Consider the following 25474-nt stretch of genomic DNA (forward strand, 5'->3'; position numbering starts at 1 on the left):
CCTAGATCGCCCTCCCGGCCAAAAGCCTCTCTTTGTACCTCAAGGCCCCAAAACCTGCCGGTTCCCGAACCATGAGACGCAGAATCTCATTGCTGGCCTCAAACCCCAGCCTGAAGTGGGATCGAATCAGCATGCAGGGTTGTATCCCCAGCTGGGCCAGGACTTTATAATCCATCCTCCCTATGCAGATCTCGGGCTTCAGCATAAAGAGAAGCTTATCCGTCTGAAGGGAGTTGTCCCCTCGGAAAAGGAGAGAATCGACCCCTTGGGCCAAAAGCCTTTGGGCATCCCTCCTGTCTTCTCTGGAGAGGTGGTGGATCATGATCACCACCGGCTCGATCCCCAGCTCGACCAGAAGAGAGGCGAAATCAAGGGTCCTACCTGGCTGGCCAGAGAGGGCACATCTCTTCCCGGAAAAACGGCCCTTCGTCTTAGTGATCAGATCTTCAGTCTCTCTCTTCAGATCATTTATCTCTTCATCGAGATCGATCCTCAAAGCCTCAGCCATCTTCTGGTACCATAGCTCGATTGAATCTGGATGATAGGGCTTTTCACAGTAGATGTACTCTGTTCCAAACTCCTCCTTCATCTTCTCGGCGAGCTTCAGGGCGTGATGGTCCAGGGCGATATTGAGCGAGACTCCGGGGGCGCGACTCAGATCCTCGGGGGTGCAGAAAGAGGGTACAATGTTCTTGATCTTAATTCCCGCAGATCCCAGCAGCCGTGCAAGCTCCGTCCTCCTCGCGTTCGGGGCCATAAAGCCCAGCAGGTTGACAGACCCCTCCTCCACCTCGCAGGGCTCCATCAACTCTGATAAGGACAAGAAGATGTTCTCGATGCCGGGGGATGCATTCTCGCAGGTGAAGTTGTCGGTGTGGATCACCAGCAGCCTGGCCTTCACCTCCCTTTGGATCTCCTCTACGGAGGCATCGAAATCCTCGCCCACGATCTCTTGCAGGCAGGTGGTGACCAAGAACAGCACCTGAGGGCGATATTTGCGGTCCACCTCCAAGATGGCCTCTCTGACCTTATCGTGAAATCCGAATATGATATCATCCTGGGAGTAGGTTAGAAAGAGGAGGGTGTTTGGCTGGGGATCGGAGGTTAAAGACCTGATGTTCGTGGTCAGCTTGGCGTTATACAGGCAGATGGCCGGGCCCAAGAGCAGACCATAGGAGTTTTTGATCAATGGAATTATGCCCGCCACGGCCCTGAAGGCGCAATGTGACCCTGGATATTGGGAGTCGGCTGGTTTGGGCAGGGCCCCGCCCTCCACGAACTCGCTCAGCCGGATGCATCTTCCCTCCATAGATATCTCTTCATAGTTCATCTCAGTTCGCCTCAAATCGAATTTGATATAAATATATGACTATAAATATTTGATCTGGTTATATTCTGTATCCCTATTCACTTCAGGATCTTCATCTGGCCGAAACGCTCATAGAGGTTATCCGAAATCCGATCAATGGTAGAGTCCTTTTTCTTCCTTCTGTAGGAAAAGCCGTCATTGCGACTATTATCCCGGTTCGTTTTGATCGGTTTTATAGGTATGATGTAAGGCGCATCTGATTGGGTTTTTATTGCAGCTTTAACGCCATAAATCGCCTCTATGTTCTCAGCGGTCAAAACCTCACCCGGATATCCGGCAACGATGATCTTCCCATCCTTCATCATAATCATTCTATCTGAATATCGTGACGCCAGATTAAGATCGTGAATGGCAACGATAGCTGTTATCCCTTTCCTTCTCACGAGATCCTGTATTATGTCCATGACCTCAAGCTGGCGTTTGATGTCCAGGTTAGAGGTGGGTTCGTCCAGTAACAGAACACTGGCCTCTTGAGCGAGAGCTCGCGCTATGAGAACTCTTTGCTGCTGGCCCCCGCTGAGCTCGTTAAAATACTTCAACGCGAACTGATCGATGTCCAGAAGCTCCAGTATTTCCCAGACGATCTCTTGATCCTCGTCGTTGGTATGGCAGCCTTGATGAGGCCTTCTTCCCATGATCACCGTATCGAAGACCGTAGTTGGAAAGCTTCTTTTTACGTTTTGTTGGACGTAGCCGACCTGTTTTGCAATCTCCATCCGGTCCATCTTCATGATCTCTTTGCGATCCAGGAGGATGCTTCCCCGCTGAGGCTTTAGCACCCGATCGATGCATTTGAGCAATGTGGACTTGCCGGAGCCGTTTGGCCCGGCGATGCTGAGCAACTTTGCCGACGCCACTTCCATGCATATATCGTCAAGAATTGGAACGCTGCTGTAACTGAAGGTAAGGCCGTTGATCTGCAGCTTGATCATCATTTTACCAGTACTCCCTCCTCCGGGTCAATATCAGATAGAAGAAGAAGGGGACCCCCAGAATGGAGGTCATGATCCCTACAGGGATGATTATGGGCGGGATGATGTTCATTCCGAGGATGTCTGAGGATACCAGTATTATGGCTCCAAGAAGGCCGGAAGCAGGAAGCTGGAACCGGTGGTCGGAACCAATAATCATCCGGGACATATGGGGTGCCACCAGCCCTACAAACCCAATCGGCCCGACGAAGGCGACCACGCTTGCTACAAGAAAGCTGGCCACAGTCATCACAAACATCCTCAGCTTTCCAGCATCAATCCCCAGGCTCTTGGCGGTCTCATCGCCCGCGGTCATTATGTTCAGATCCCTCAATTTTGGTGTCACCAGGATCATGCAGATGAGGATAGTAAGACTGACGAGGGATAGTTCACTCCAGCCGAATGTACCCAGGTCGCCCTGACCGAACGCTTGTGTCGCTTCCTTCTGTTCAGTGGTTGCAAAGTACCGGAAAAGGTCACTTGCCGCTCGGAAAACGTAGTTCAATGCGATCCCGGCGAGGATTAGCAACTCTACCGTCCCTCCTTTTATGGCAGAGATGCCTATTATTATCATCGAGGTCAAAAATGCAAAGATGAAGGCGTTTCCGATAACTGCATACATCCCGCCGAAGATGGCGAAATCCAGAATAATCGCCAAGGAGACGCCGAAGTTGGCGCCGGCTGAAATCCCCAAAGTGAAGGGGCTGGCCAGCGGGTTTCTGAGCACGGCCTGCATGATACATCCTGCAACACCCAGGCCGAAACCGGCCGCGAGCCCCCACATGATCCTCGGGAGCCTGATGTTCCAGATGACGAGCTCTGTAAGCCGGTTCATGCCGAGATCGGTGGACAGAACCCTCTGAATTATGGTCCTGTACACCTCCAATACGGTGATCTCCAGCGGGCCAAAGGTTACGCTTACCCCCACCAGGAAAACTGCCAGGACCACTAGGACAAGCATAAACAGTATTTTTCTTCCAACGAACTTGTCAAAATCTCTCTGAACATCTGACTTCTTTCCAGTGCGGGATGAAGTGTACCTGAAAGCCTTTGTCATCCCTACCTCTCAGCGACCGCCTTCGCCAAGCCGACAGTGGAGCTGATCTCCATTGAAGCTTTGGCGCTATCTGAGCCCGTGGATACCACAATCAAATTTTTCTCCTTGGCAATCTCAGTCAGGGTCTGAAACTCTCTTAACTTCAATGCGCTTGGCTTGTTTTCATACATATCTGCAGCCTCATTCATCATCTTTGAGGACAGAAGCTCTCCTTCCGCCAGGATTATGCGGGCTCTCTTCTCTCTCTCAGCCTCAGCCTGGCGAGCTATAGCGCGCAACATGTTCTCAGGCAGGGAGACGTCTCTCATAGTGACCATGACCACATGCATACCCCAAGGCTCGGTTATCGAGTCTAATATCTCCTTAATCCTCAGGTTGAGGTCGTCTCTGTCCGAAAGGATTGTATCCAGCTCGTTTTGACCCAGGATGTCTCGCAGAGTGGTCTGCGCCAGGAGAAGTGTAGCAGCCTCGAAGTCTTCCACTTCGATGATGGCCTTGGTGGCATCGATCACCTTGTAGTAGATGACCGCGTCCACATCGAGGGTGACATTGTCACAGGAGATCACCGTCTGCTTGGGAACATCCAGCTCTCTCACCCTTAAATCGACCTTAACGATCCTGTCTGCGATAGGAATGATGAAGAACAGTCCCGGACCTCTCTCTCCCAGGAGTTTTCCGAACCTGAAGACTACTGCTCGTTCATATTGCCTGGTGATCTTAGCTGAACTGATCAAGATCAAAGCCACCAGAAATGCTCCTGCCAGGAGGGCGAGGTTCAAGTCCATGCTAGGTCACCGCAATTCACTTTTCCCATCCCTCTGCCACCAGATCAACACGTCTTTGGAAGTGTGCCTGTAACAAAGTTTTCCGTCTCCGTTACATTTTAGTATTTTAACAAGATGTTCCTTCAGCACATCTGTTTTATCTGGAGGTATGTCTTGCATCTCCGACCAGCTCTTAACGGCATCGTCCAGATCGTCGTAACAATGTTCAGATTCAGAATCATCTATTTCCACATTAGCGTATATCTTCATGTCATGCAGGATGTTGTAGAGCAGGATATAATCCCAATGCCAGCCGTGATGACGATCGTTCTGGCCAAAGATGTCTTTTTGGAATTTGACGTCTCTATCATCACGGTTCATCCAGGAGCCTAAACCTGTCGATATGTACACGTACCTCTTTGCAGCGGCATCTATCTTCGCAAGAGACTCCTGCAGATCGAGCATTCCCAGAGAATGAGATGCTATTACCACATCATGAGGCTCGATGTCCTGGCCAATAACTACATCTTCCCACCGTTTTTGCAGGCAAGTGATGTTATCCATCCCCTCCTTTCGCATGTTCTCTTTTAGGAGAGCGAGCATCCCGCCAGATTGATCGATGGCGGTTACGCTCTTCACCTTCTTGGCGATTGGAATTGAAAGCCTGCCTGTGCCCGCGCCAAGATCCAGAATCGTGTAATCCGGCTCCAGGTGCATTTTAGCGATCTGCTTATTGGTCATCTCCGTATGGCGCATGGCGCGCTCGTTGAACCTTTGGGCCCTATTGTCCCAGGTCTTCACTAGATCTTCATTTTGCCTTCTGTGGCGATGACCTGCAATTGATATTTTCCAAAGCTCGCTCCAATTTACTATTCCAGCCATTATCTACGTCTCCAAATTATACAACAAATTCATCTCAAAAATTGAGAATGACCGGTCGATTGCTTACCTTTCGAATCATTGCATCGCAACGGCCATCTCTATCGGTTCGTCCTCTTTAATCCCAACTGTAAAGCTGAAACTCGTTCTCAAGCTCGGTATAGAGTCCGTCTATACCATAAAAAGTCTTCAAGATCTCATTACCCTCTTTTTCCACGTCTAAGCTTTCGAATCTATCGGGATGAAAGATCTTAGTAAGGTAAAGGACTTGGGTAACGGATTCTGCGAGGATGCCCTTTCCGCCCAGACCTATCATCACCGGATATATGCGCTCGTTTTTCACCGCGTTTACGCTTTGCAAAACCGGGTCTGACAAAACGGCTTTGATTTCTTCAGGATTGCCGTTATGAAGGATGATGATATCCGGGTTCCAATCGATGATATTCTCCTTTGAGACTTTCGTCTTGCTGCTATTAGCAAGTTCGGGCGCAACGTCGATTCCGCCTGCCGCTTCGATGACGAGCTTGTAGCTCAAAGCTGTTGTTATCCCTTCGTGAAGGCCGCTGCAAGAGTATACCCTTGGCTTTTCGTCTTCGGGTATCTGTGATGTAATATTTGTAGCTTCGCAGATCTTCCTGTCGGCGTAAGATATCAGCTCTTCAGCTCTGCCTTCGCTTCTCATGGTCCAGCCGATGGTCCTGAGCATGTCGAAGGCCAAACAGCTATCGATCCCTGACAGAACCCCTACTGTTGGGATGTGAGTTTTCTCCTGGATTTTGTCGAGGTTCGATCTCGTTCCGGCAAGTATTACATCCGGCTTCAATGTCGCAATCAGCTCCAGGTTCAGCTGATCGGAGCCGACGACAGGCACCTTTGCAAGTTCAGGTGCAGCATAATTTATCAGGGACCAAGAAGAGCTGTTCATGCCTATTCCCACGATCTTATCCTTATCGCCGAGATACACCAGTGCTCTGGTGCTGTCAAGGCCTGCAGCCGATACTACTCGCTCTATTGATCCTGGAACGGTGACCGCTCGGCCTGCCATGTCTAGAAGGGTCAGTTCTGTCTCATTCCCCGAGATTATCGCCCTGATTTGAACTATGTCTTCCTCGCTAATCTGGCCATCGTAGTTGGCATCCGCAAACTGCGTCTCATCTTCGGTTCCGTCTAATATCCCTTGAACATACTCTATGTCATCTTCGTCTATGACGTTGTCCAGATTGGCGTTACCATAAACTGCAAGTGTGTTTTCGTCCGCCCTGTGAAACGAATCCCAATCTGCAATAACGGGCGTGATGGCCACCGACAAGCATAACGCAACCAGGATCACCGAGTGTGATGATATATTTTTAATCATTTTTAACCACCTTAATCCCACCTATAGAAATTATATTCTTCCGCCATCTCCGTGTACAGTCCGTCCACGCCATAGAAGTGTTTCCAAATCTCGTTGCTCTCTTTTTCCACGTTCAGATCCTCGAACTTATCGGGGTAGAAGAGCTTTGCAAGATAATACACCGAGGCCATGTGTTGATCCAGTGGAGCATCACCCCAGTATCCGCCAATGGTTGAGTAAACCCTTCCGTTCTTTACAGCGTTTGTATTTTGTAAAACTGGATCTGAAAGCATCTCTTCAATCCACTCGGGGCTTGCCCACTGGATGACGATTACGTCGGGGTTCCATTTGATGATCTGTTCCTTTGAAACCTGCTGACCCCATGCTGCCCCTGGGACGCATAGACCACCTGCCAGTTCTATTTCAGGAGTGGTGCCACAGCTGGTGGTAAGGCTCTTGCTGCACCCACAAGCGAAGACGACTGGTTTATCTTCATCGGGAACTTTCGAAGTGATTTCAGCAATCTCATCGACCTTCTCCTTTGTGTAGGCTATAACATCCCTCGCCCTATCGTCTTTTCCCGTGATAGCTCCTATAATCCTGAGTTCATCAACGAACCAGAGACCCTTACCAATGTTAACGGCTATAGTGGGCACCTGGGTTTTGTCCGAAATCATATCAACATCGCCAAATCCGCCGCCTGATGAACAGGCGAATATGACATCAGGCTCTAATGATGCCGCCAATTCGACGTTGAAGTTCGTTTTTGATGGACCACCAGTATCAGGAAGTTCGTCCAGCTCGGGGGCAACATATGGCAACGCAGACCATTGATCTGGATGGCTGCATCCGACGATCTTGTCTTCGGCGCCAAGCTGCATCAGAGTGTGTATGGAACCATAACCCGTCGCTACAATTCTCTTTACGGGCATGGGCACGGTCACAGTACGATTGTCCATATCCAGGATGACAAGGTAATCCTCCTCACCAGCTATGATCAGTTCGATTTGGGCGATGTCATCCTCATCGATCCGGCCATCGTAGTTGGCATCAGCAAATGCAGTCTCATCTTTTGTCCCGTCGATGATCCCTCGAACGTATTCTACGTCCCTTTCGTCTATGATATCATCCAAATTGGCATTCCCATAAACTGTAAGCGTATCACCCCAAGCCCAGGCAAATTCTGTATAACCCGCGGCATCAGTTGGCATGATAACTAGAAAAAAACATAGCGCAAATATCGAGACATAGCTCCCTTTAGAATCCATCTTATTCCATCCAAATTGCTTTAAATCAATTTTGGTTTAATCGCATCTATAAATGGTTTTTGGCCAAATTATAATATTATGCATAAGTTCTGTACTTTCCAACTTTTAGCTTTATTTATAATATATTTTGATTAATTCAAATCTCAAACGCGATTTTAAAATTTAAAGTTTTTATACTTGGATTGATTTTACTCGTATGGGAGTAGAATGATCAAAATAGTAAAGGTACCATTACAATTAGAGCCGTTCTTGAAAAAATTTGAGGATCTCTTTACCAAACCGAGCTATTGCTCATTTCGAGACCTATGCGGGGCTCTGAGCGTATGTGATAAATCCAAGACTGTCGCCAACCTATGTGATACTATGGCGGATTGCAGTAAAGGTAAAAAGGCACGTTCTTCATATAATTGGTTTTTAAGCGATGCTAACTGGGATGAGAATGAGGTCGCGCAGCGTAAAGTGGATCTTTTCATCGATAAATTATGTTTAAAAATAATGATAAAATATTGCTAATAATTGATGATACATATAACGAAAAGAATGGAATCCAAACGGATGGTGTTGGTAGATTTTACGATCATAGTAAAGAATCCTACATTTGGGGTAACAATTTTGTTACCTCTGTAATCCAGTCAAAAGGATTATTCATTCCACATAAGGCTAAGATGTACTTCAAAAATAGCGATGAAGTGTGAATTTCAGGACAAAGCTGGAAATTGCCTTTGATGAGATAATTGAACCATTGAAGGTCCCAAAAGGGATGAACCTCTGTATAGTTTTCGATAGCTGGTGGTCATCCGAAGACTTAATTAATAAATGCATAAATTTAGGGCACAGCGTAGTGTGCCAAATTAAATCCGATAGAAAAGTTGGGATAAATAACATCATGAAATTCCAAGTTAAGGAAATGGCAAACCAAATTGATGCAAAGCATTTCACCAAGACAATTATCAATGTCCGGGGAAAGAAAAAGACCTATTACATATTTGAAAAAAATGTTATAATTGATCGCATCGGAGAGGTCAAACTTGTTATCTCTAAAAGAAAGAGAGATGGGGGAACAAAGTATATCATAAGCACCGACAAATCCCTTTCTTCGAAAGAAGTCATATCTATTTACGAGGATAGATGGGATATCGAAACAGCCCACCGAGAAACAAATCAAAATTGGGGTTCAAAGATTATCAATTAAGGGATAAAACTCCATTGAGAGATTTATCCAACTTGTCTTTTTCAGTATGGGCTGCAATTCTCTTCTGGGAAATAGACAACCCATCAGCAAAAGACGGCTCAAATCCAAGAACAATGGGCGAGATGATCGATCAAGTAAAAATGCAGGCACTTGGAGAAACATTTGAATACATCATGATATATTTTAATTTGCCTGTGCCGAAAGGTGGACTACTTCATGTGCTTAAAGGTCTAGGATTGAAAATTTAAAGAAGCGAATAATTCGAATAATAAAAAATTAGGAGAAACTTGGAAAGTACAGATAAGTTCTATACTTTCCAACTTTTAGCCTGTAGTTTCCAAGTTCTTGATTTTGCATACACAATGCAGTAAAAAGGTAAAACAAATGTAATTAAATAGCAAGGTATTAGCACAGAAAGGATGTCTATCGATAGTTAATTATGTAAGAATTGGATTCAGTTTATAAAGTTGGTGGTTGAAATGAAAAACTTGGAAAGTACAGAATCCTTAACCGAAGACGTATGAAAGGAACTCTATGAATCGCTGAACACGCCCTTAGAATGCGATCCTCCGCCAGAGGTGAGAATAAATATCTGGCAATCAGCACGAGAAGTGCTGCAGCATTGGATCGACAGAGAGTACTTGGAAGTGAAGGTCCAAAAATTCATCCGCAAAATCTGCAATGGCTTTGACTACTGGCTCACGTTCGTTCTAAATCCAGGCGTGGAGCCGACAAATAATAGAGCAGAGAGAGCTTTGCGGCCACATGTTGTGCTAAGAAAAATCTTGGGAACTTTGAGAAATAGCAAGGGAACTGCTATCCACGAGCTGATCATGACGGCGCTGACAACATGGGGACAGAGAGGGTTGGATTGCCTCCAAATGCTAACCATGAGACTGGCCAGCTAAACACGTACGTTATTTCTATTGCAAATCGGTTTGAAGCTAACGGATTTCGACCACAGAGAGCAGGAAGAGCATAAAGGAACAAAGGCACAGTGAGAAGGGAGATGGCCTCCTCAGGCTCGCCTGCAGAGGAGAGCGAAGAGCCAAAAAATGGTATCTAGCCTCTTCGCGGTTATCCAACAACTGCGAAGAGCAGTGTTGTCACGAGGATCAGGGCCGGGAATACAGAGAGGGTGGCTGTGAGCCCGAAGTGGTCGGCAATTACTCCTGAGACAGAGACGCCAATGCCCCCGGCACCCATTGCAATACCCATGAAGAGGCCCGAGATCAGGCCGATCCTGCTGGGCATGAGCTCATGAGCCATGGCGATCGTCACCGAGAACGAGGCCCAGAGGAAAAATCCAAAGCTGAGCATTGCTGCAATTTGAAGCGAACCCTGCGTGAGGAGAATGGCGGCAAAGGCCGGGATGGAGAAGAAGGTAGTCGCGACAGATATCGGTTTTCTGCCCATGCGGTCGGAGAGGTAGCCTCCAGTGAGCTGGCCGGCAACGCCAGCCAGGAGCATGGCGCTGATGAGGAAGGTGGCCTCGATCAACGGATATCCGCTCAAGACGAGATAGGTGGGCAGAAAGGTCATCGCTCCGAAGGTGACCCAGGAGCGAAGGATCGAACCGGCAAAGAGGAGGAGCACAGGCATCCAGCTCTCGCTTCCACTGGACTCTGCCTGCCGCCCTGCCACCGGGCAGATGTCCGGAATCGGCCGGACGGCGAGGAGAAGGGCAGCGAGCAGAGCAGGTATCAGAAGCCAGGTCACAGCGGAGAGGCCGCCGGTGGTTATCACAATGCCGCCCAGGATCGGCCCAAGCGCCTGACCGAGGTTGCCGCCCACGATAAAGAACGATGTGAGGCGGCCCCGGTTGCTGGATACTGCAATCGCCGCCACCTTGCAGAGAGCACCGGGATGAAAGGTGGCAGCGCCCACAGCGGCAATTGCAATGGAGCAGAGCATGATCAGGTAATGATCTGATAACAGCCCCAGAAATGCAATCCCGCTGCCGGAGAGAAGGACGGAGAGGGCCACGCTGACCCGAAATCCTCGCCTGTCAGCGAGGCTGCCGAAGATCGGCTGGAGGGCAGAGGAGATCAGGCTGTGCATTACCGGCAGGAGAGCGGCCTGAGAATAGCTGTACCCGAGAGTGGTGATGAGAAGCGGCTGGAGTGCCATCAGCACCGGGGCATAGATATCGTTGATGAGGTGTGCCAGGGTAAGCTGGGTGATCTCCCGTACCCGTGACGGAGGCCGAGCCTCCTGATCGCGGGGCAAGGATATGCTCAGGCTCATGCGGACGGCTTTTGCATGCCCTTATATGAGGTTAACTCCTGAAGACGCTCGCTGAAGAGAGATTCAAGAGCTGAATATATCCAGCCAGAAGATATCAAAGCCTGGAGGCTCGGCTCAGAGAGAGGGCTTCAGAGAGGGGGCTTCGGAGAGGGGGCTTCGGAGAGAGGGCTGATTAGGATGAATCGAGCAGCAAATTGAAATATATTCTCGGCATAGGCCTGTTGTGGAAGGAAATATCTTCATCGCCCTGGCTTTGACCCTGCTCGCTGGCCTGGCCACAGGTATCGGGAGCCTGATCTCATATTTCATCCCCGAGCCCAACATGCGCTACCTATCACTGAGCCTGGGCTTTGCCGCCGGAGTGATGATCTATGTGGGCTTTGTGGATCTCTTCTGCAGCTCAAAGCTGGTCTTGGGCTTCGGGTATGCCAATCTCTTCTTCCTGATAGGCCTTGCATTGATCTATCTGCTCGACCATCTCGTTCCTCACATCCATATTGACGGCCAGGTGGACTCCCACTGCGATAGGCTCTATCGCACCGGGATTATGACCACCATCGGCATCGCCATTCATAACCTCCCCGAGGGTATGACTGTGGCCCTGGTCTCCCTGGCCGATCTGCGCCTGGGAGTGCCAGTGGCCATCGCCATCGCCATCCACAACATCCCCGAGGGGCTGGCCTGCAGCATCCCCCTTTACTGCGCCACATCCGACAGGAGGAAATCCTGCCTTATCTCCTTTGCCGCCGGAATGACTGAGCCCCTGGGAGCAATCCTGGCCATATTGATCCTCTATCCATTCTTAAATGAATGGCTCGTTGCTGCTGCCACTGCCCTGGTGGCGGGAATCATGATCTTCCTCAGCTTTGACGAGCTCATCCCCATAGCAAACCGTTATGGGGGCGAGCATGTCACAAACATAGGCCTTATCGGCGGGTTTTTGGTGATGATGATAGGGTTGACATTGATGGAGTCTCTCTAAAGAGCGCCAGTATGGCATACAGGAGGTTGAAAGCATAGCTGAAAATCCGTTGATCCCCGTGAAGTCCAGTGGTGCGAAGGCGCGCTCAGCCTTCGATTCCCGCTCCAATCCCCCATCCGCTCCTCCCTCTATTCCCACCTTAAGCTCTTCCTCTAATCCTCCCTCCGTCCTGAGGGTGGCCTTCTACTCCCTGCTCTTCAACCTGTCACTGGTGGTAGTAAAGCTCGTCTTATCCTCTCTATCCGGCAGCCTGGCCCTGCGAGCCGATGCTGTTCACTCCACAGTGGATGTTCTGGCCTCACTGGCCCTCATCCTGGGGGTGAAGATCTCTGAGAGGAAGAGCGAGAGCTTTCCCCTGGGGCTTTATAAGGTGGAGAACCTGGCATCCATCGTCATCTCCTTCCTGTTATTCCTCACTGCTTATGAGATCATCATAGAGGCGGTGCGAGGGGATGCTGTGCTCATCAGCTATCAGGGGTGGGTTCTTTATGCTGTGGCAGCTATAATCCCCCTGCCCTATCTATTCGGCAGCTTTCAGATCAAGGTGGGGGAGAGGACCGGCTCGCCCAGCCTGATAGCAGATGGCGTGCAGCATAAGGCCGATGTCCTCACCTCCTCCCTGGTCTTCCTCGCTCTGATCGCCCAGAGCGTCTCCCTTCCTTTGGACAGGATTGCGGCAGTGATCATAGCACTGGTGATCGTCAAGGAGGGCTGGAAGATACTGGTCTCCGGCATGCGCGTCCTCCTGGATGCCTCTGTGGACGCAGCAACACTGGAGGAGATCCGCACTCAGATCATGGAGGCTCCAGAGGTCGTATCCATCAGTGAACTGGTGGCCAGGAACTCCGGGCGGTATCTCTTTGTACAGGCCAGCTTGACCCTGAGGGTGGCCGATCTGAAGAGGGCCCATCAGGTTAGCGAGAGGATCGAGTCCAGGATCAAAAGAGAGATTCCTCAGGTGGACCGGGTGCAGATTCATTATGAGCCCATTGTGGAGAGTCGGCGCAGATACACTACTCCTCTGGCCGATATGCGAGGCACACTGGGCAAGCACTTCGGCGAATCCCCCTATTTCGCCCTGGTGGAGATAGATTTCGAGGAGATGAGGCTTCTCCGCCAGGAGATAGTGGCCAACCCCCATAAAGATCTGATCAAGGGCAAGGGCCTGAAGGTCGCCCAGTTTCTCCTGGGCTTCAAGCCTGATGTGGTCTTCTCTTCAGAGCGCCTGGAGGGCAAGGGGCCGGGCTATGTCTTTGCCGAAGCTGGAGTGGAGACGCTGCAGACAGATGCCAGGACCCTGGAGGAGCTGGTGGACAGTCTGCTACAGGCAGAAGGGAGTACAAACCTTTAAATACAATATCGCATATAAGCGCAATTACTCTTTACCCTTATCGGCATTTGTCGTCGACATCTGCTGGTGGAGCAGGACAGTCCGAATTAGAGCATGATGTGTTTGAAAAATTCAGAATCTGTGAGGTTTAATGAAGGTATGTGTTACTGCAGGGGCATCAGGGCTTGATGCTCCTATGGATCCCAGGTTTGGGCGCAGCCCCTTTTTTGTGATCGTAGATACAGAGAGCATGAGCGAGAACTCCATCGCCAACACCAACGTCGATGCAGCCAGTGGCGCTGGCATACAGGCGGCACAGGATATAGCCAGAGAGGGGGCCAGTGCCCTGATCACTGGAAATGTCGGCCCCAATGCTATGCAGACCCTAACCTCAGCCAATATCGATGTCTATCAGTACCAGGGCGCAGGTAGCGTCAGAGAGGTGGTGGAGAAGTTCAAGCGAGGCGAGCTTGTCAAGATCACTGGTGCATCCGTGCCGGGCCATACCGGCATGGGCCCAGGTGGTCAGGGCATGGGACGTGGTGGCGGTCAGGGAGCGGGCAGAGGAAGAGGAGGCGGAGGAAGAGGTCGGGGCGGCGGCGGCCAGGGCATGGGACGAGGCGGCGGTCAGGGAGGCCAATTCTGATGAAGATCTGCGTTCCCACCATGGGCAATGCCGGCCTGGGCGAGGCCATCTGCCAGCATTTCGGACGGGCGCCCACCTTCACAGTGGTGGACCTGAACAGCGATGAGATCCGCATCCTGCCCAATGTCTCTGAGCATATGGGGGGGAAGGGCCTTCCCACAGAGACCATCTTTGCAGAGGGCGTCCAGGTGCTGATTGTAGGCGGCCTGGGCCCCAAGGCGGTCATGGCCTTCAGCCAGGCGGGCATAGATGTCTTCGTGGGGGCTACGGGTACAGTCAAGGATGCCATCGATGACTGGCATGAGGATCTGCTGAGCCGCGCCAGCCAGGAGAATGCCTGCCAAGAGCACAGACATTAGCCTTTGCATGGGGAGCTGTAATTGAAGCTATCCATAGCCAGCGGCAAGGGCGGTACTGGCAAGACCCTGGTTGCTACCTCTCTTGCCGCCTCCCTTCATTCCCAGAGGGGACGGGGGATCACAATCGCTGATTGCGATGTTGAGGAGCCCAATGCCTACCTTTTCTTTCCGGACAGGATCCTTCTGGAGGAGGAGAGCTGCCAGGTTGTTGTGCCGGTGGTAGATGAGGAGAAGTGCACCCATTGTGGCAAATGCAGCAAGGTCTGCAATTATCATGCCCTGGCTGTGCTTCCCCAGACGGTTCTGATATTCCCCCAGCTCTGCCACGGCTGCGGAGCCTGCAGCATCGTCTGTCCTGAGAAGGCCATAAGCGAGAGCAGTCGCTCCATAGGGGAGATATTTCATGCCCGTTCAGAGGGAATGGATATCGTCTGGGCCAAGCTGGCTCTGGGCGAGGCCAGGACCACCCCCCTCATCAAAGCAGTGAAGGATAGGGCTCAGAGCGATACGGTGATCGTCGATTGCCCTCCGGGCACCTCCTGCTCCCTGGTGGAGTCGGTGCGGGGAAGTGACTTCTGCCTGTTGGTCACCGAGCCCACCCCCTTCGGCCTGTACGACCTGGATATCGCCTTACGGGTGCTGGATAAGATGGGAATTCCTCAAGCTGTTCTGGTCAACAAGAGTGGTGTGGGCGACCGGAAGCTCTACCAGTACCTGATGGAGAGGAAGATCCCCCTCTTGATGGAGATCCCTCTGGACCGCAGGATCGCTGAGATCTACTCCCGGGGAGAGATATTCGTCTTGCAGATGCCGGAATGGAAGGAGAGGTTCCTTGAACTGGCAAAGAGAATTGAGGAGATGATATCATGAAGCAGGTCGCCATAGTGAGCGGTAAGGGCGGGACCGGCAAGACCTCGATCATCGCCTCACTGGCGGCTCTTGCTCAGGGAAAGGCGGTCTTTGCCGACTGTGATGTGGACGCCCCTGATCTGCACCTCCTCCTCCAGCCCAAGATCCTGGAAAGGCGGGAGTTCTATGGCATCAAGAGGGCATTCATAGATGAAGAGAAGTGCATCCAGTGCGGGATCTGCCAGGATGCCTGCCGCTTCGATGCCATCAGAGATTTCCAGGTAGAGACCTCCCTTTGCGAGGGCTGTGGGGTATGCCATCTGGTCTGCCCTGAGGGGGCAGTCGAGATGAGGGACGTCCAGGCCGGGGAGGCTTACATCTCCCAGACCAGGTTCGGCCCCATGGTCCACGCCGAGCTATATCCAGGAGAGGAGGCATCGGGGATGCTGGTGGCCATGGTAAGGGAGATGGCCCGCGATCTGGCTGAAGAGAAGAAGCTGAATCTGATCCTCATAGATGCCTCTCCTGGCATAGGCTGTCCGGTGATAGCATCATTGACTGGAGTCGATCTGGCGCTGGTGGTGGCTGAACCCACTGTCACTGGAGAGCATGATCTGCTCCGGCTCTTGGACGTGGCCGGCCACTTCGGCATAAGGACCACAGTCTGCATCAACAAGTACGATCTCAACATCAAGGCGGCAGAGCAGATCGAGGAGCTCTGCCAGAGGAGAGGGGTGGAGATCATCGGAAGGCTGCCTTACCATACCTCGGTCATAGATGCCATGGTCAGGGCCCAGGCGGTGGTGGAGATCGGAGGGCCGGTGGCAGAGGCGATCGAAGAGATGTGGAAAGATCTGGAGGGTATATTTAGAATCTCCCTCCGGGCGAATTTTTTTTATTCTGGAGATGATGTATATGAATTGGGGGTTTTGAAAAAATGTCAGCTAAAAAATCTTTGGCTCGCAGGTCACTGATGGTCTGTTTAGCGACCTGTCTGATGGCCTGCTTTATGACCTGCCTCTTTGTGTCGGCTCAGGGATACGATCCGTTGGGAAGCGAGATCTTTCTCCTCCCCGGCGAGCAAAGGGCCATCGGCGGTCAGGATAGTGTGAAGAGGATCATCGATCCTTATGCCGATCCTTTGGGCATTGAGCCCTTGATGAGGCCGATCGATCCACAGCACTCTGCGGAATACCTGGATGTGATCAGCGGTCGGGATCATGCCGGCCCCTTTGCGATAATCGCTCTGAATCTGCGAGGCAACTGGAGGATGTCGATGTATGGCAGCATGCCGGGCACAATAGATCTGCTGCTGGCGCAGAATAAGGATGCCGTCTTTGGCAGGGGCATACTCACCTCTGCTGGCACGACAAAGGAGCTGTCCGCCAGCGGCTGGACGGTGAAGGATGTGCTCTATTTAGACCTGGTGGATCTGCAGAATATGATGCTCTTCCGGTGCACTCTGACTATGAGCGAAAGCAGCCTCTCCGGCAGCTTCAGCGCCTATGATGCCATGGGCGGAAGCTGGTCGGGACCAATGCAGGGAAGCCGCCTGACATAGATCAAAGGCGATCAGAGAGAACGGTCTGATAATTTAAACTGAGAATGCACGAAGAGAGTGCAAACTGAGAATGTACGAAGAGAGTGCAAACTGAGAATATGAGCGGAGAGTGAAAGCAAAGAGATGGGATTGAATCATCTCATCTCTCTTGTCACTTAATTCTCTCTCTCTTTGGCCTTCTCAGGTAGAAGACATTCCCCTGGTATTCAATGCGAAGGAGCTCCTTCCTCTCCACCAGATCTTCTATGATAGCCCAGCCGCCGGCGGATTTATCCAAAAATCCTCTTAAGGCGGCCTCTCTCATGGGATGAACGGAGGCGATCGCCAGGATATCCTCTCTTGTATCTCCAGTGAGGTCAAAGCTGTCTCCCTCGTATCCAGCCAGAAGCTCGACCCTCTTCACTCTCTGGTCGAATATCTGATAAGCCTGGCACAGCCTCTCCGGGGATGGCATCTGAACCCACGATTCTGCTGGGGGGCGGATGGGAGCTGAGACGTAGGATACATCGGGATCGATCCCCTCCAGGAACTCTCCTATGGCCTGGAGGCTGGCCTGGTCATCGTTTATTCCCGCCAAGAGCATGCTCTCTGTGGCCAGCACCCCTTCATAATCCCGGGCGAAATCTCGAATCCCTTCAAGTATGGTCTCAAGCCTGAGGCTGCTGTGGGGCCGGTCGATCCGCCGCCAGGTGCTCTCCTGGAGAGAATCCACCTTGACTGAGACCCAGTCCGCCTTGAATAGATCCTCTCTGACCCCTTCATTCCAGATCAGGGAGGCGTTGCTTATCACTGCCATCTTGATTCCCAGGGATCTCAGCCGTTCGATCTCCTCTCCCAGGTTGATGTCCAGTGTGGGCTCGCCATCAGGGACAAATGTCAAGTAGTCGATGCTCAGCCCCTGGCTCTTTGCCATTGCCACCTTCTCTGCCACCTCTGAGAAGATCTGCTGAGGGGGGTAGTAGGGGCGGCGCTCAGCCGACATCTGTACAGTCCTGCCCACCTGGCAGTAGGCACAGGAATAGCTGCAGATCTTGGCTGGTATGTTGTTGATCCCCAGTGACCTTCCCAGCCTGCGGGAGGGCACAGGGCCAAAGGCTATCAACCCTCTCACCTCATCGCCTCATCGCCTCGCCACCGATCTGAGACTCAGCCCGTCATCAGACCTAGACCTACAGCTCAATTGTCTCCCCCACTGTCAGGGGCTGGCAGCTCTCCCCCAATACCTCCTGCAGCCGGGAGAGGGCCTTCTGGCCGGTGCAGTGACCAGGCCGGACCACCGCCGGGCCCAAATCGAGCAAGGCGCGGGCTGTGGAGTCTATGCGCTTATTGTCTGCGCCCATGAGGTGGAATCCGCCTACCACTGCATACAGACTCTCCTCTCCTGTAATCCTCTGGGCATATCTTATGGTGTTGATGATGCCGCTGTGGGCACAGCCGCTGATCACAATCAGCCCCTTTCCTGGCAGATGTACAGCCAATGATTGATCATCAGGAATGAGATCAGGAGTGTATTGCTCATTTTTCACCGTCCAGAATCCCTCCACCGTCTCGAAGACCTCCATGCGCGGCACCTCTCCTGTGGTCATAACCCCCGGAGCTAAGGTTGCCGGGCCGCGGCAGGGGAGCATTACCGCCCCCGCAGCCTCCAGCTGATCGCGGGTGAAGGGAGCGCCTATGTACTTGAGATAGGGCCGGAGCTTCAATTTGGGGGAGAAGATCTCGGGATGGGCGATGAGCGGCACGGGAGCAGTCCTCTCCTGCAGGATGCCCATCAGGCCGCCGGTGTGATCATAGTGGCCGTGGCTGAGGCAGATCAGACCGATCTCTTCCAGATCTATATTCAGAGCATCGGCATTATGGAGCATCACCTCCGGGGTGGCACCCGTGTCCCAGAGCAGCTTCATGCTCTCTGATTCCAGGCTCATATCCAGCAGGATGGATAGGCCGTGCTGGGCCTGTAGCTGATCATTCTCAAGGGATGCAGAGTTCTCGACCACAATGGTCAGACTGAGGTTCTGGAGCATGTATTGATATATGATTGCTGAGGGCTTAAGGATGACGCGCCAGGGGTTACCTCATCTCCGTTTGCTCTTTTTTCCGGTACGGCATCCATCTGCGAGCTGATCATTCCGTCTGCGGCCCGAAGACAAAGGCCACCTCCTCCCAGGCCTTATCCAGCAGCTTTTCGTAGTACCGGGCGTCATACTCTGCTGCCTCTTCCACCAGATCGACCTCCCAGCGTCTGGCATCAGCCACCACATATCCCACCTCCATTCCTGGTGCAGGACGCCGGCCGGCGCTCTTCAGGGCCTGGAGGGCAGAGGCCTCAGCACAGCGGCGGCTGTAACTGGTCCTGCTCAGCCGGCGGCGCACGGCCAGCTCCCGGAGATCGACCCTGGCGTCCATAAGGCCCTGCCGGTACCCTCTGTGCACCTCCTCCGCCTCGGGCCTCAAGAGGTGTAGCTCCTCCCTCCTCTCTGCCCGGGCCAGAAGGCCGAGCAGATCCATCTGCATCCTTTTCACATAATGCGGGGTATCACCCCTCCGGGCGGCAACTCCCCGCGCCTTCATCTCTCCATTATCCAGCCGGCCGAAGTAACGGGTGTAAGAGCCCCAGCCATCGGCCATGGGGAGGAAGGCTATCCAGTCAAAGCTGTCGACCTCAGTGAGAATGCCGGTCATCTGCTCTACTGCCCTCTGGTAGTTCGATATGGACCCGCCCCGGACCCAGAGGCAGTCCACAATGCCGTGCAGTACCTCGAAGTCCATATCCTCTGCCAGCTCCTTGATGTCCATGAGCAGATCGCGGGAGATGGCGGTGATCCTCTCGTGCACCTGGATCTGGCCGAACTTGGCATTCCTGTAGCCGGTGTAGCCAAAGCAGGTCACGAGCATCCACTTCAGCACCGAGTCGATTCCTCTGTACTCGGGGTCGGTCTTCTTCCGCTTCTTGGTCTCAATCCGGAGGTTGAGCAGAGAGGAGATCACTGTGGCGAGAAAGCCCCTCACCTCCGGATGCTCCAGGCTCTCCGGGGAGAGGTTGTACTTCACAATGATGGAGGGGTATAAAGATGTAAAATCGATCTGATAGACCCGTTCGTAAATCCCGGGCTGGGGCTGGAACATCATCCCTCCCCGGTCGCAGGCTCTCAGATCGGTGATCTTTCTTGTGCTCTCTGCATCGCTCTTCCGGAAGGGGACGGCCACTCCTCTTCGGAGGGCCTCAAAGACCTCATAGCTGGAGATCAGAGTGCCTGGGGTGAAGCGGGAGGTGAGGTTTGGGGAGAGGCCGGTGAGGCGGGAGGCCATCAGCACCCCCTTCAGCCCCCCCTCTCGATAGACGAAGCTCCTGGCGGTATCTATGAGCACCCGCCCCTCGGGGATGAGGGCGCCCTCCTTGTGATTGGCCCGGCCGTAGCTCCAGTAGGATTTGGGGGCTATTGATTTGAACCAGCCGCTGCGGCTGAAGGCCGGCTCGATGCCATACCTCTCCGCCTTGCGGAGCATTGCCGGGACCCAGTTGTCGGCATAGGGAAAGAGGATCAGGTCCGGGTTGTAGGAGCGGATCAGCTCCATCAGGTCGGCGATGACCCTCCTCTCCGGTCCATCTAGCCTCCTCTCTTTGCCCCTGCAGATCTGAATGGAGGTGATCTCCGCCCCGGGCAGGAGGGGGCTGCTCCCCGTTCCTTCTGCATCTTCTGCTCTTCTCGCTCCTCCTCCTCCCGTTCCTCCTGCTCTTTCTGCCCCTTTCACCTTTGCTGATTTTACCTCTATTTGCAGAGAGGTCAGGGGAATGGGGAAATCGGGAGAGAAGCGGGACTCATCCTTCTCTCCGCAGGGGAAGAGATCGTGCTTGGCCATATACCACTGGTCATGCCTGACGTCCACATTGTAAAGCTGAGCGGAGTAGCGGGTCTGGATCTCGATCTTCTCTGCCACCTTGCGGCCGGCGAAGATCCTGTAGCCCTCTAAAGGGCCGAAGATGGTCCTGAAAGTGCCCTCCTCCACCCGGTAGAGGTCCTCCAATGCCGCCAGCATCTCCCTGTGGGCGGGAGGATCTCTCAGGTGCATATAAAATGAATGGGGAAAGGGAGCGCTGACCTTTACCGGGCCGTTCTCTCTGCCCCATAACTCCACTGAGCCCTTATAATATGAGTCGAAGATCCACATCGCTGCTCCGAGAGATGCCCGGTGCCGTCTGCACAGGGATCGCTGGAACGATCCGGCGGGCGAGGTGATAAGGGCGAGGGGAGCGGAGAGCGAATGTGTTTGAATGGGTCGAGATTATTGATCAGACATATTGACCAGACATATTGATCAGATACATTGGCCAGACATATTGACCAGACATATTGATCAGATATATCTATCAGATATATTTATCAGACACATTGATCAGACACATTGATCAGACACATTGATCAGACACATTGATCAGACACATTGATCAGACACATTGATCAGACACATTGATCAGATATACTTATATGGCATAATGGCCAGGTATCCAAGGTCAGTTATCGGGGATCAGATGGATTTCTCCCAACCCTGGCCGAGGTCTATTAGAGGCCGGATCTCAGTCAGATCAAAGGTGACCATCACCTGGACCATCTCTGCTGCCTGCTCGCCCACGACCCTGGCCATTTGACTCTTGTAGCCCTCCAGCTGGGGCCCGGATGTGGCATAATCCCTCATCCGCAGATAGACTCGGATCCCCTTCCAATCAAGGATCTCAGCATGGGGCTCCATGATAATGTAGACTGCATTTGGGTTCTCCTGCAGATTGGCGAAGGTGCGGCCGCGGGCAAAGGCCGCGATAACCGTCTTCTCATCGATCATCTGCAGCGAGCCCATTACTGCCACGTCTACTATTCCATCCTTGTTTGCAGTGCCAAGAGCACCAAGCCTGGGCTGCCGGTTGAAGTATTCCATCAATTTAGCTGACATTCCAAAACCTCTTCACATAGATATCTCCTCATCAAACGGATATATATGCTCTCGTGGGCGATAGCGATATTAAACCCTCAAAGAGCTTAATGTAGCGAGCCAATCTCTTCATCAGCAGATATTCCCACCTATGGGGTGATAAGATGCAAGAATCTTATCCAGGAGCTGAAAGGCCCATGGGTCGATCCACAGGTTGGCGTCTGCGCCGCCAAGATGCTGTTCCCCGACGGGTGGATCAATTCTGCCGGGATATGCATCTCTCGCAGCGGAGCGGCCTGAGACCGGGGAATGTTTGAGCCAGATCAGGGGCAGTACGACTCCATGGAAGAGGTACTTGGAGCCTGTGCGGCCCTCTACTGGAAAAGGATGCTGGATGAGATCGGCCTCTTCGATGAGGACTTCTCTCTATCTGGAAGATGTAGACCTGGCCATGCGGCTCCGTCTGGCTGGCTGGAAGTGCTTATATGTGCCCCGGGCTGAGGTCGTTCACCATCACGGAAAGACTGCCGGAGTGGTCAAGGACCTGGCGGTCTACTATGACAACCGGAATATTGTCTGGTATCCGATCTATCCGGTCAAGGATTTTTCTGTCATGCTCTATATCACGGTCGTGAATCTACAATCGGCTGTTATTTATATAACCTATTCCTATATGCTACATGGGGTGTAGCAAAATGGGCAAAAGAGGTCCAAAGCCTCGATTCTTGGATGTAGCATGCCCGAATGAGCAGTGCAATCTATTTGGAATTGCTGGGAAAGGAAACGTCACTGTGTACGGAACTTACAAGATAAGCTCCGGCAAGGTCAGGAAATATATTTGCCACACATGTGGTACCAGATTCTGTGATAGAACTAACACTGCATTCTATGACACAAGAACAAACGAAGAAAAGATCAAGCTGGCTCTAAAAATGGCCATGCGTGGAATGAGTGTCTTAGGAATAGCTGAGATCCTTGAGTCAAAACCATCTACTGTAAGCACTTGGATCTCGAAAGCAGCAAAGCATAGTGAAAAAGTCAATGAAGTTGTCTTGAAGGATGTAGAGACCCCAAAGGTAGAGATGGACGAGGCATGGACTTTTGTGGGGAAAAAACACTACCCAGAGAAGGTGAATACGAAGATAAAGGAACTTGGATCTGGATAAGCATGGCTGCAAATTGCAGGTTGGTGCTTTCACATGTTATCGGTGAGCGATCTCAGGAAAATGCAGATCAGCTCGTTTCAAATACTGCCAAAAGACTCAGATCAATGCCGCTCTTTGTGACAGATGGATTAAGACTATATGCAGCAGCTCTTCGAAAGCAATATGGAAAACTACAGCCGTTCGCACCAACAGGCAAGCGAGGGCGACCTCGAAGTCCTAAATTAATCGTAGATGAACTATTACAATATGCTCAAGTCATTAAAATGAGGGTCAACGGTAGACTAAAAAAGTGGTCAAGAGAATCATATTTGGCAAAGATATAGACCACAAAATGATATCTACCAGCTACATTGAACGGCAAAACCTGACATGCAGACAAGATAATAACCGCATATCAAGGAAAACCATAGGTTTCTCTAAGGAGACTGCAGAATTGAATAACCAAATGACCCTATATTTCGCGCACTTCAACTACTGCCGAAAGCATCGTGCTCTAAAATATAGAAATGAGATGGGCATAACGAAGTTCAATAGTCCCGCGAAGCAAGCTGGCTTAATCGATCATGTCTGGAGCTTGCAGGAACTCTTGACTTTTCCATATTACAAAACTCAAACCCATTAGAGGCTCACGACCCTATATCACCTCCCTGCCGTTTATCCTGGCCAGAAACCTGGCCACAATACCCTATTATGCTCTGCGCGGCCAGGGAAGGGTCATCCTTAAATCGAAGATAGACGTGATGAAGGGTCTGCCAAGAATGCTGAAGAAGAGAAGAGATGTGGTGCGCCGGTATTCCGGGGATGAGATCAGCAGATTTATTTGTTGCTGGGCAGAGATCAAGAGGCACTAGAGATGTGGTTTGCGGAGTATAGGGAGCTAATAAAAATCCTCACCATAAGTGATCTGAAGGTGAAGTACCAGAGTTCGGTTCTGGGATTTGCCTGGTCTATGCTAAATCCCCTTCTGCTAATGCTAATCCTCTATGCAGTATTCTCCAATGCATTCCGGGCGGCAGAGGATCAATTTGCACTTTATCTTCTGATAGGGGTGATAAGCTGGCGCTTTTTTGCCAATGGAACCACATCGGCGATGAACGTCATTGTGAGCAACTCGAGCCTGGTGACCAAGATCTTCATCCCCAGAGAGGGGCTGGTGCTTAGCGCGACTCTGTCTGCTTTCATAAGCTCGTTGATGGAGTTTTTGGTGCTAATCCCTTTTCTCATTGTGCTTGGCGCAGGATTATCACCGTACATACCTTTATTCCTCATAATTCATGCTATTTACTTCCTTATAGTCTATGGAGTAAGTCTGATCCTTGCAGCTCTCTATGTCTATTATCGAGATCTCACTCAGATATGGAATGTGATTATCCAGATGGGATTTTTCCTCTCTCCAATTGTATATCCTTTATCGGCAGTTCCATCCGAATATATAGATTATTATATGCTAAATCCAATGACCGGAATAATTCAGATGTACCGTGAGATTCTGCTGTATCATCAAATACCACCTTTAGAATCAATTGTCTTCACCCTTTCAGCAGGGCTGTTCATCGCCATTATTGGTTCATACATATTTCGCCGGCTTGAACGCAGATTCGCGGAGGAGATCTGATTGGTACTCCAAGGACTCAGACGGTCTAAATCCGGAATAGACAAAATGAAACTCGGTCACAATGCCGTCGTTGTTGAGGGCCTTTCGAAGAGGTTCCGAATACCTCGAGAAAAGAAGCGTACGGTTTATGAAAACTTGATCGGCCTATTTCAGGGGAAGGCTGGCAACTATGAGGAGTTCTCCGCTCTTAATGATGTGAGCTTTTCCGTCAAGCGAGGAGAGACCTTTGGAGTGATCGGCCCGAATGGCTGCGGCAAAAGCACTCTCCTTAAGGTCCTGGCTGGCGTGCTATATCCGGATGATGGCTGGGTAATGATTAACGGGAAGATCGCGCCGTTTCTCGAGTTGGGTGTTGGATTCCAGCCAGAGCTTTCCGCCAGGGATAATGTCTACCTTTATGGTGCTATCATGGGGATGACTGGCAAGGAGGTGAGCCGCCGTTATGAGGAGATTATGGATTTTGCCGAGCTGAAACGCTTTGAGAATATGAAATTGCGCAACTTCTCATCGGGCATGTATGTGCGGCTGGCCTTTGCCACCGCGATCCATACTGATCCGGAGATTATGTTGGTGGACGAGGTCCTCTCTGTGGGCGATGAGGCCTTCCAGAAGAAGTGTGAGATAAAGATCGATGAGATCCGCAGGGATGGAAAAACCATACTGCTGGTATCACATGCTCTGGGCACAGTACGGCAGCTATGCAGCAGATCTCTGCTCTTGGGTAATGGGAAGATGATGGCAATTGGAGATACCGAAGAGGTCTTGAAAGAGTATGATCGGATGATGAATAATGCCAGAAAGGTAAATATATAATCCAAGCTTAGACGCACAGTCCATGATATGAAATTGAATAAGACGAAGATTCGCTATATTCTTCGTCAAAACCGCAAAGGGTATCCACAAAAAGAGATTGCGCAGAATGTCAAGGTCTCACAATGGAAGTCCTGCAGGTCATCA

22 protein-coding genes and 3 pseudogenes are annotated in these 25474 nt (G+C 51.5%); 13 read left to right on the forward strand and 12 right to left on the reverse strand.

All coding sequences use genetic code 11. The features are described from left to right. Position 1: 1 nt before the first annotated feature. The 7 genes from IPI63_RS07245 to IPI63_RS07275 form a co-directional block, all read right to left on the reverse strand. Positions 2 to 1330 carry a nitrogenase component 1 gene (locus tag IPI63_RS07245; RefSeq protein WP_292477652.1) on the reverse strand — a complete coding sequence of 443 codons (1329 nt, stop codon included), beginning with the start codon at positions 1328 to 1330 and terminating at the stop codon, positions 2 to 4. Positions 1331 to 1407: 77 nt separating this feature from the next. Continuing rightward, positions 1408 to 2304: an ABC transporter ATP-binding protein gene (locus IPI63_RS07250; RefSeq protein WP_292477653.1), complete on the reverse strand. Its 897-nt coding sequence runs from the start codon at positions 2302 to 2304 to the stop codon at positions 1408 to 1410. Position 2305: 1 nt separating this feature from the next. After that, the gene (locus IPI63_RS07255; RefSeq protein ID WP_292477655.1) at positions 2306 to 3397 is read right to left on the reverse strand and encodes an iron ABC transporter permease; all 1092 of its coding nucleotides are present in this window, start codon (positions 3395 to 3397) and stop codon (positions 2306 to 2308) included. Between the two features lie 2 nt (positions 3398 to 3399). Then, positions 3400 to 4182, reverse strand: coding sequence for a slipin family protein (locus tag IPI63_RS07260; RefSeq protein WP_292477658.1), 783 nt, complete (start codon positions 4180 to 4182; stop codon positions 3400 to 3402). A gap of 6 nt (positions 4183 to 4188) precedes the next feature. After that, entirely contained in the window at positions 4189 to 5043 is an 855-nt protein-coding gene (locus IPI63_RS07265; protein WP_292477659.1) for a class I SAM-dependent methyltransferase, read from the reverse strand. 115 nt (positions 5044 to 5158) lie between these two features. Then, complete coding sequence (locus IPI63_RS07270) at positions 5159 to 6397, reverse strand: ABC transporter substrate-binding protein (protein WP_292477661.1); 1239 nt, start codon at positions 6395 to 6397, stop codon at positions 5159 to 5161. A gap of 11 nt (positions 6398 to 6408) precedes the next feature. Then, a complete protein-coding gene (locus tag IPI63_RS07275) occupies positions 6409 to 7644 on the reverse strand; it encodes an ABC transporter substrate-binding protein (RefSeq protein ID WP_292477662.1) in 1236 nt (411 codons plus the stop codon). A gap of 207 nt (positions 7645 to 7851) precedes the next feature. On the opposite strand from IPI63_RS07275, the pseudogene IPI63_RS07280 reads away from it, so the two are divergent. After that, positions 7852 to 9084 (forward strand): annotated as a pseudogene (locus IPI63_RS07280) (IS701 family transposase). A 276-nt stretch (positions 9085 to 9360) separates the two neighbouring features. Continuing rightward, positions 9361 to 9744, forward strand: a pseudogene (locus tag IPI63_RS07285) (transposase); the annotation flags it as partial. A 169-nt stretch (positions 9745 to 9913) separates the two neighbouring features. Here the strand turns inward: IPI63_RS07285 and IPI63_RS07290 are convergent. Next, entirely contained in the window at positions 9914 to 11083 is a 1170-nt protein-coding gene (locus IPI63_RS07290) for an MFS transporter (protein WP_292477664.1), read from the reverse strand. A gap of 223 nt (positions 11084 to 11306) precedes the next feature. Here IPI63_RS07290 and zupT point away from each other — a divergent pair, with 223 nt between their 5' ends. The 7 genes from zupT (at position 11307) to IPI63_RS07325 (ending at position 16810) form a co-directional block, all read left to right on the forward strand. Then, positions 11307 to 12065, forward strand: a complete 759-nt coding sequence (gene zupT, locus IPI63_RS07295) for a zinc transporter ZupT (protein WP_214064349.1) — start codon at positions 11307 to 11309, stop codon at positions 12063 to 12065. 58 nt (positions 12066 to 12123) lie between these two features. Then, on the forward strand, positions 12124 to 13416 hold the full coding sequence (locus tag IPI63_RS07300; RefSeq protein WP_292477665.1) for a cation diffusion facilitator family transporter: 1293 nt from the start codon (positions 12124 to 12126) through the stop codon (positions 13414 to 13416). Between the two features lie 130 nt (positions 13417 to 13546). Continuing rightward, positions 13547 to 14041 (forward strand): NifB/NifX family molybdenum-iron cluster-binding protein, encoded by a 495-nt coding sequence (locus IPI63_RS07305; protein WP_292477666.1) that lies wholly within the window; start codon positions 13547 to 13549, stop codon positions 14039 to 14041. Further along, positions 14041 to 14400, forward strand: coding sequence for a NifB/NifX family molybdenum-iron cluster-binding protein (locus IPI63_RS07310; RefSeq protein WP_214064282.1), 360 nt, complete (start codon positions 14041 to 14043; stop codon positions 14398 to 14400). Before IPI63_RS07305 ends, IPI63_RS07310 begins: the two co-directional genes overlap by 1 nt. A gap of 21 nt (positions 14401 to 14421) precedes the next feature. Beyond that, a complete protein-coding gene (locus tag IPI63_RS07315; protein WP_292477667.1) occupies positions 14422 to 15270 on the forward strand; it encodes an ATP-binding protein in 849 nt (282 codons plus the stop codon). Then, positions 15267 to 16223 (forward strand): ATP-binding protein, encoded by a 957-nt coding sequence (locus tag IPI63_RS07320; protein ID WP_292477668.1) that lies wholly within the window; start codon positions 15267 to 15269, stop codon positions 16221 to 16223. The genes IPI63_RS07315 and IPI63_RS07320 overlap by 4 nt, the downstream gene beginning before the upstream one ends. After that, positions 16223 to 16810, forward strand: coding sequence for a hypothetical protein (locus IPI63_RS07325; RefSeq protein ID WP_292477669.1), 588 nt, complete (start codon positions 16223 to 16225; stop codon positions 16808 to 16810). Before IPI63_RS07320 ends, IPI63_RS07325 begins: the two co-directional genes overlap by 1 nt. Before the next feature lie 151 nt (positions 16811 to 16961). Here IPI63_RS07325 and IPI63_RS07330 read toward each other — a convergent pair whose 3' ends face one another. The 4 genes from IPI63_RS07330 to IPI63_RS07345 form a co-directional block, all read right to left on the reverse strand. Then, entirely contained in the window at positions 16962 to 17921 is a 960-nt protein-coding gene (locus tag IPI63_RS07330) for a radical SAM protein (protein WP_292477671.1), read from the reverse strand. Positions 17922 to 17979: 58 nt separating this feature from the next. Then, positions 17980 to 18834 (reverse strand): MBL fold metallo-hydrolase, encoded by an 855-nt coding sequence (locus IPI63_RS07335; RefSeq protein WP_292477673.1) that lies wholly within the window; start codon positions 18832 to 18834, stop codon positions 17980 to 17982. A gap of 100 nt (positions 18835 to 18934) precedes the next feature. Continuing rightward, complete coding sequence (locus IPI63_RS07340) at positions 18935 to 20980, reverse strand: type B DNA-directed DNA polymerase (RefSeq protein WP_292477675.1); 2046 nt, start codon at positions 20978 to 20980, stop codon at positions 18935 to 18937. Between the two features lie 357 nt (positions 20981 to 21337). Beyond that, positions 21338 to 21757 carry a pyridoxamine 5'-phosphate oxidase family protein gene (locus IPI63_RS07345; protein ID WP_214064839.1) on the reverse strand — a complete coding sequence of 140 codons (420 nt, stop codon included), beginning with the start codon at positions 21755 to 21757 and terminating at the stop codon, positions 21338 to 21340. A gap of 373 nt (positions 21758 to 22130) precedes the next feature. Between IPI63_RS07345 and IPI63_RS07350 the strand changes: the two genes are divergently transcribed. From IPI63_RS07350 to IPI63_RS07365, 4 genes and pseudogenes are all read left to right on the forward strand, one after another. Beyond that, positions 22131 to 22427, forward strand: a complete 297-nt coding sequence (locus IPI63_RS07350; protein WP_292477677.1) for a glycosyltransferase family 2 protein — start codon at positions 22131 to 22133, stop codon at positions 22425 to 22427. A 4-nt stretch (positions 22428 to 22431) separates the two neighbouring features. Further along, positions 22432 to 23524 (forward strand): annotated as a pseudogene (locus IPI63_RS07355) (IS1 family transposase). Between the two features lie 231 nt (positions 23525 to 23755). Further along, entirely contained in the window at positions 23756 to 24517 is a 762-nt protein-coding gene (locus IPI63_RS07360) for an ABC transporter permease (RefSeq protein WP_292477679.1), read from the forward strand. Positions 24518 to 24652: 135 nt separating this feature from the next. Continuing rightward, complete coding sequence (locus IPI63_RS07365) at positions 24653 to 25330, forward strand: ABC transporter ATP-binding protein (RefSeq protein WP_292477681.1); 678 nt, start codon at positions 24653 to 24655, stop codon at positions 25328 to 25330. Positions 25331 to 25474 lie beyond the last annotated feature (144 nt).

Origin of the sequence: Methanothrix sp., from assembly GCF_016706325.1 — an archaeon.
Lineage (GTDB): Archaea > Halobacteriota > Methanosarcinia > Methanotrichales > Methanotrichaceae > Methanothrix.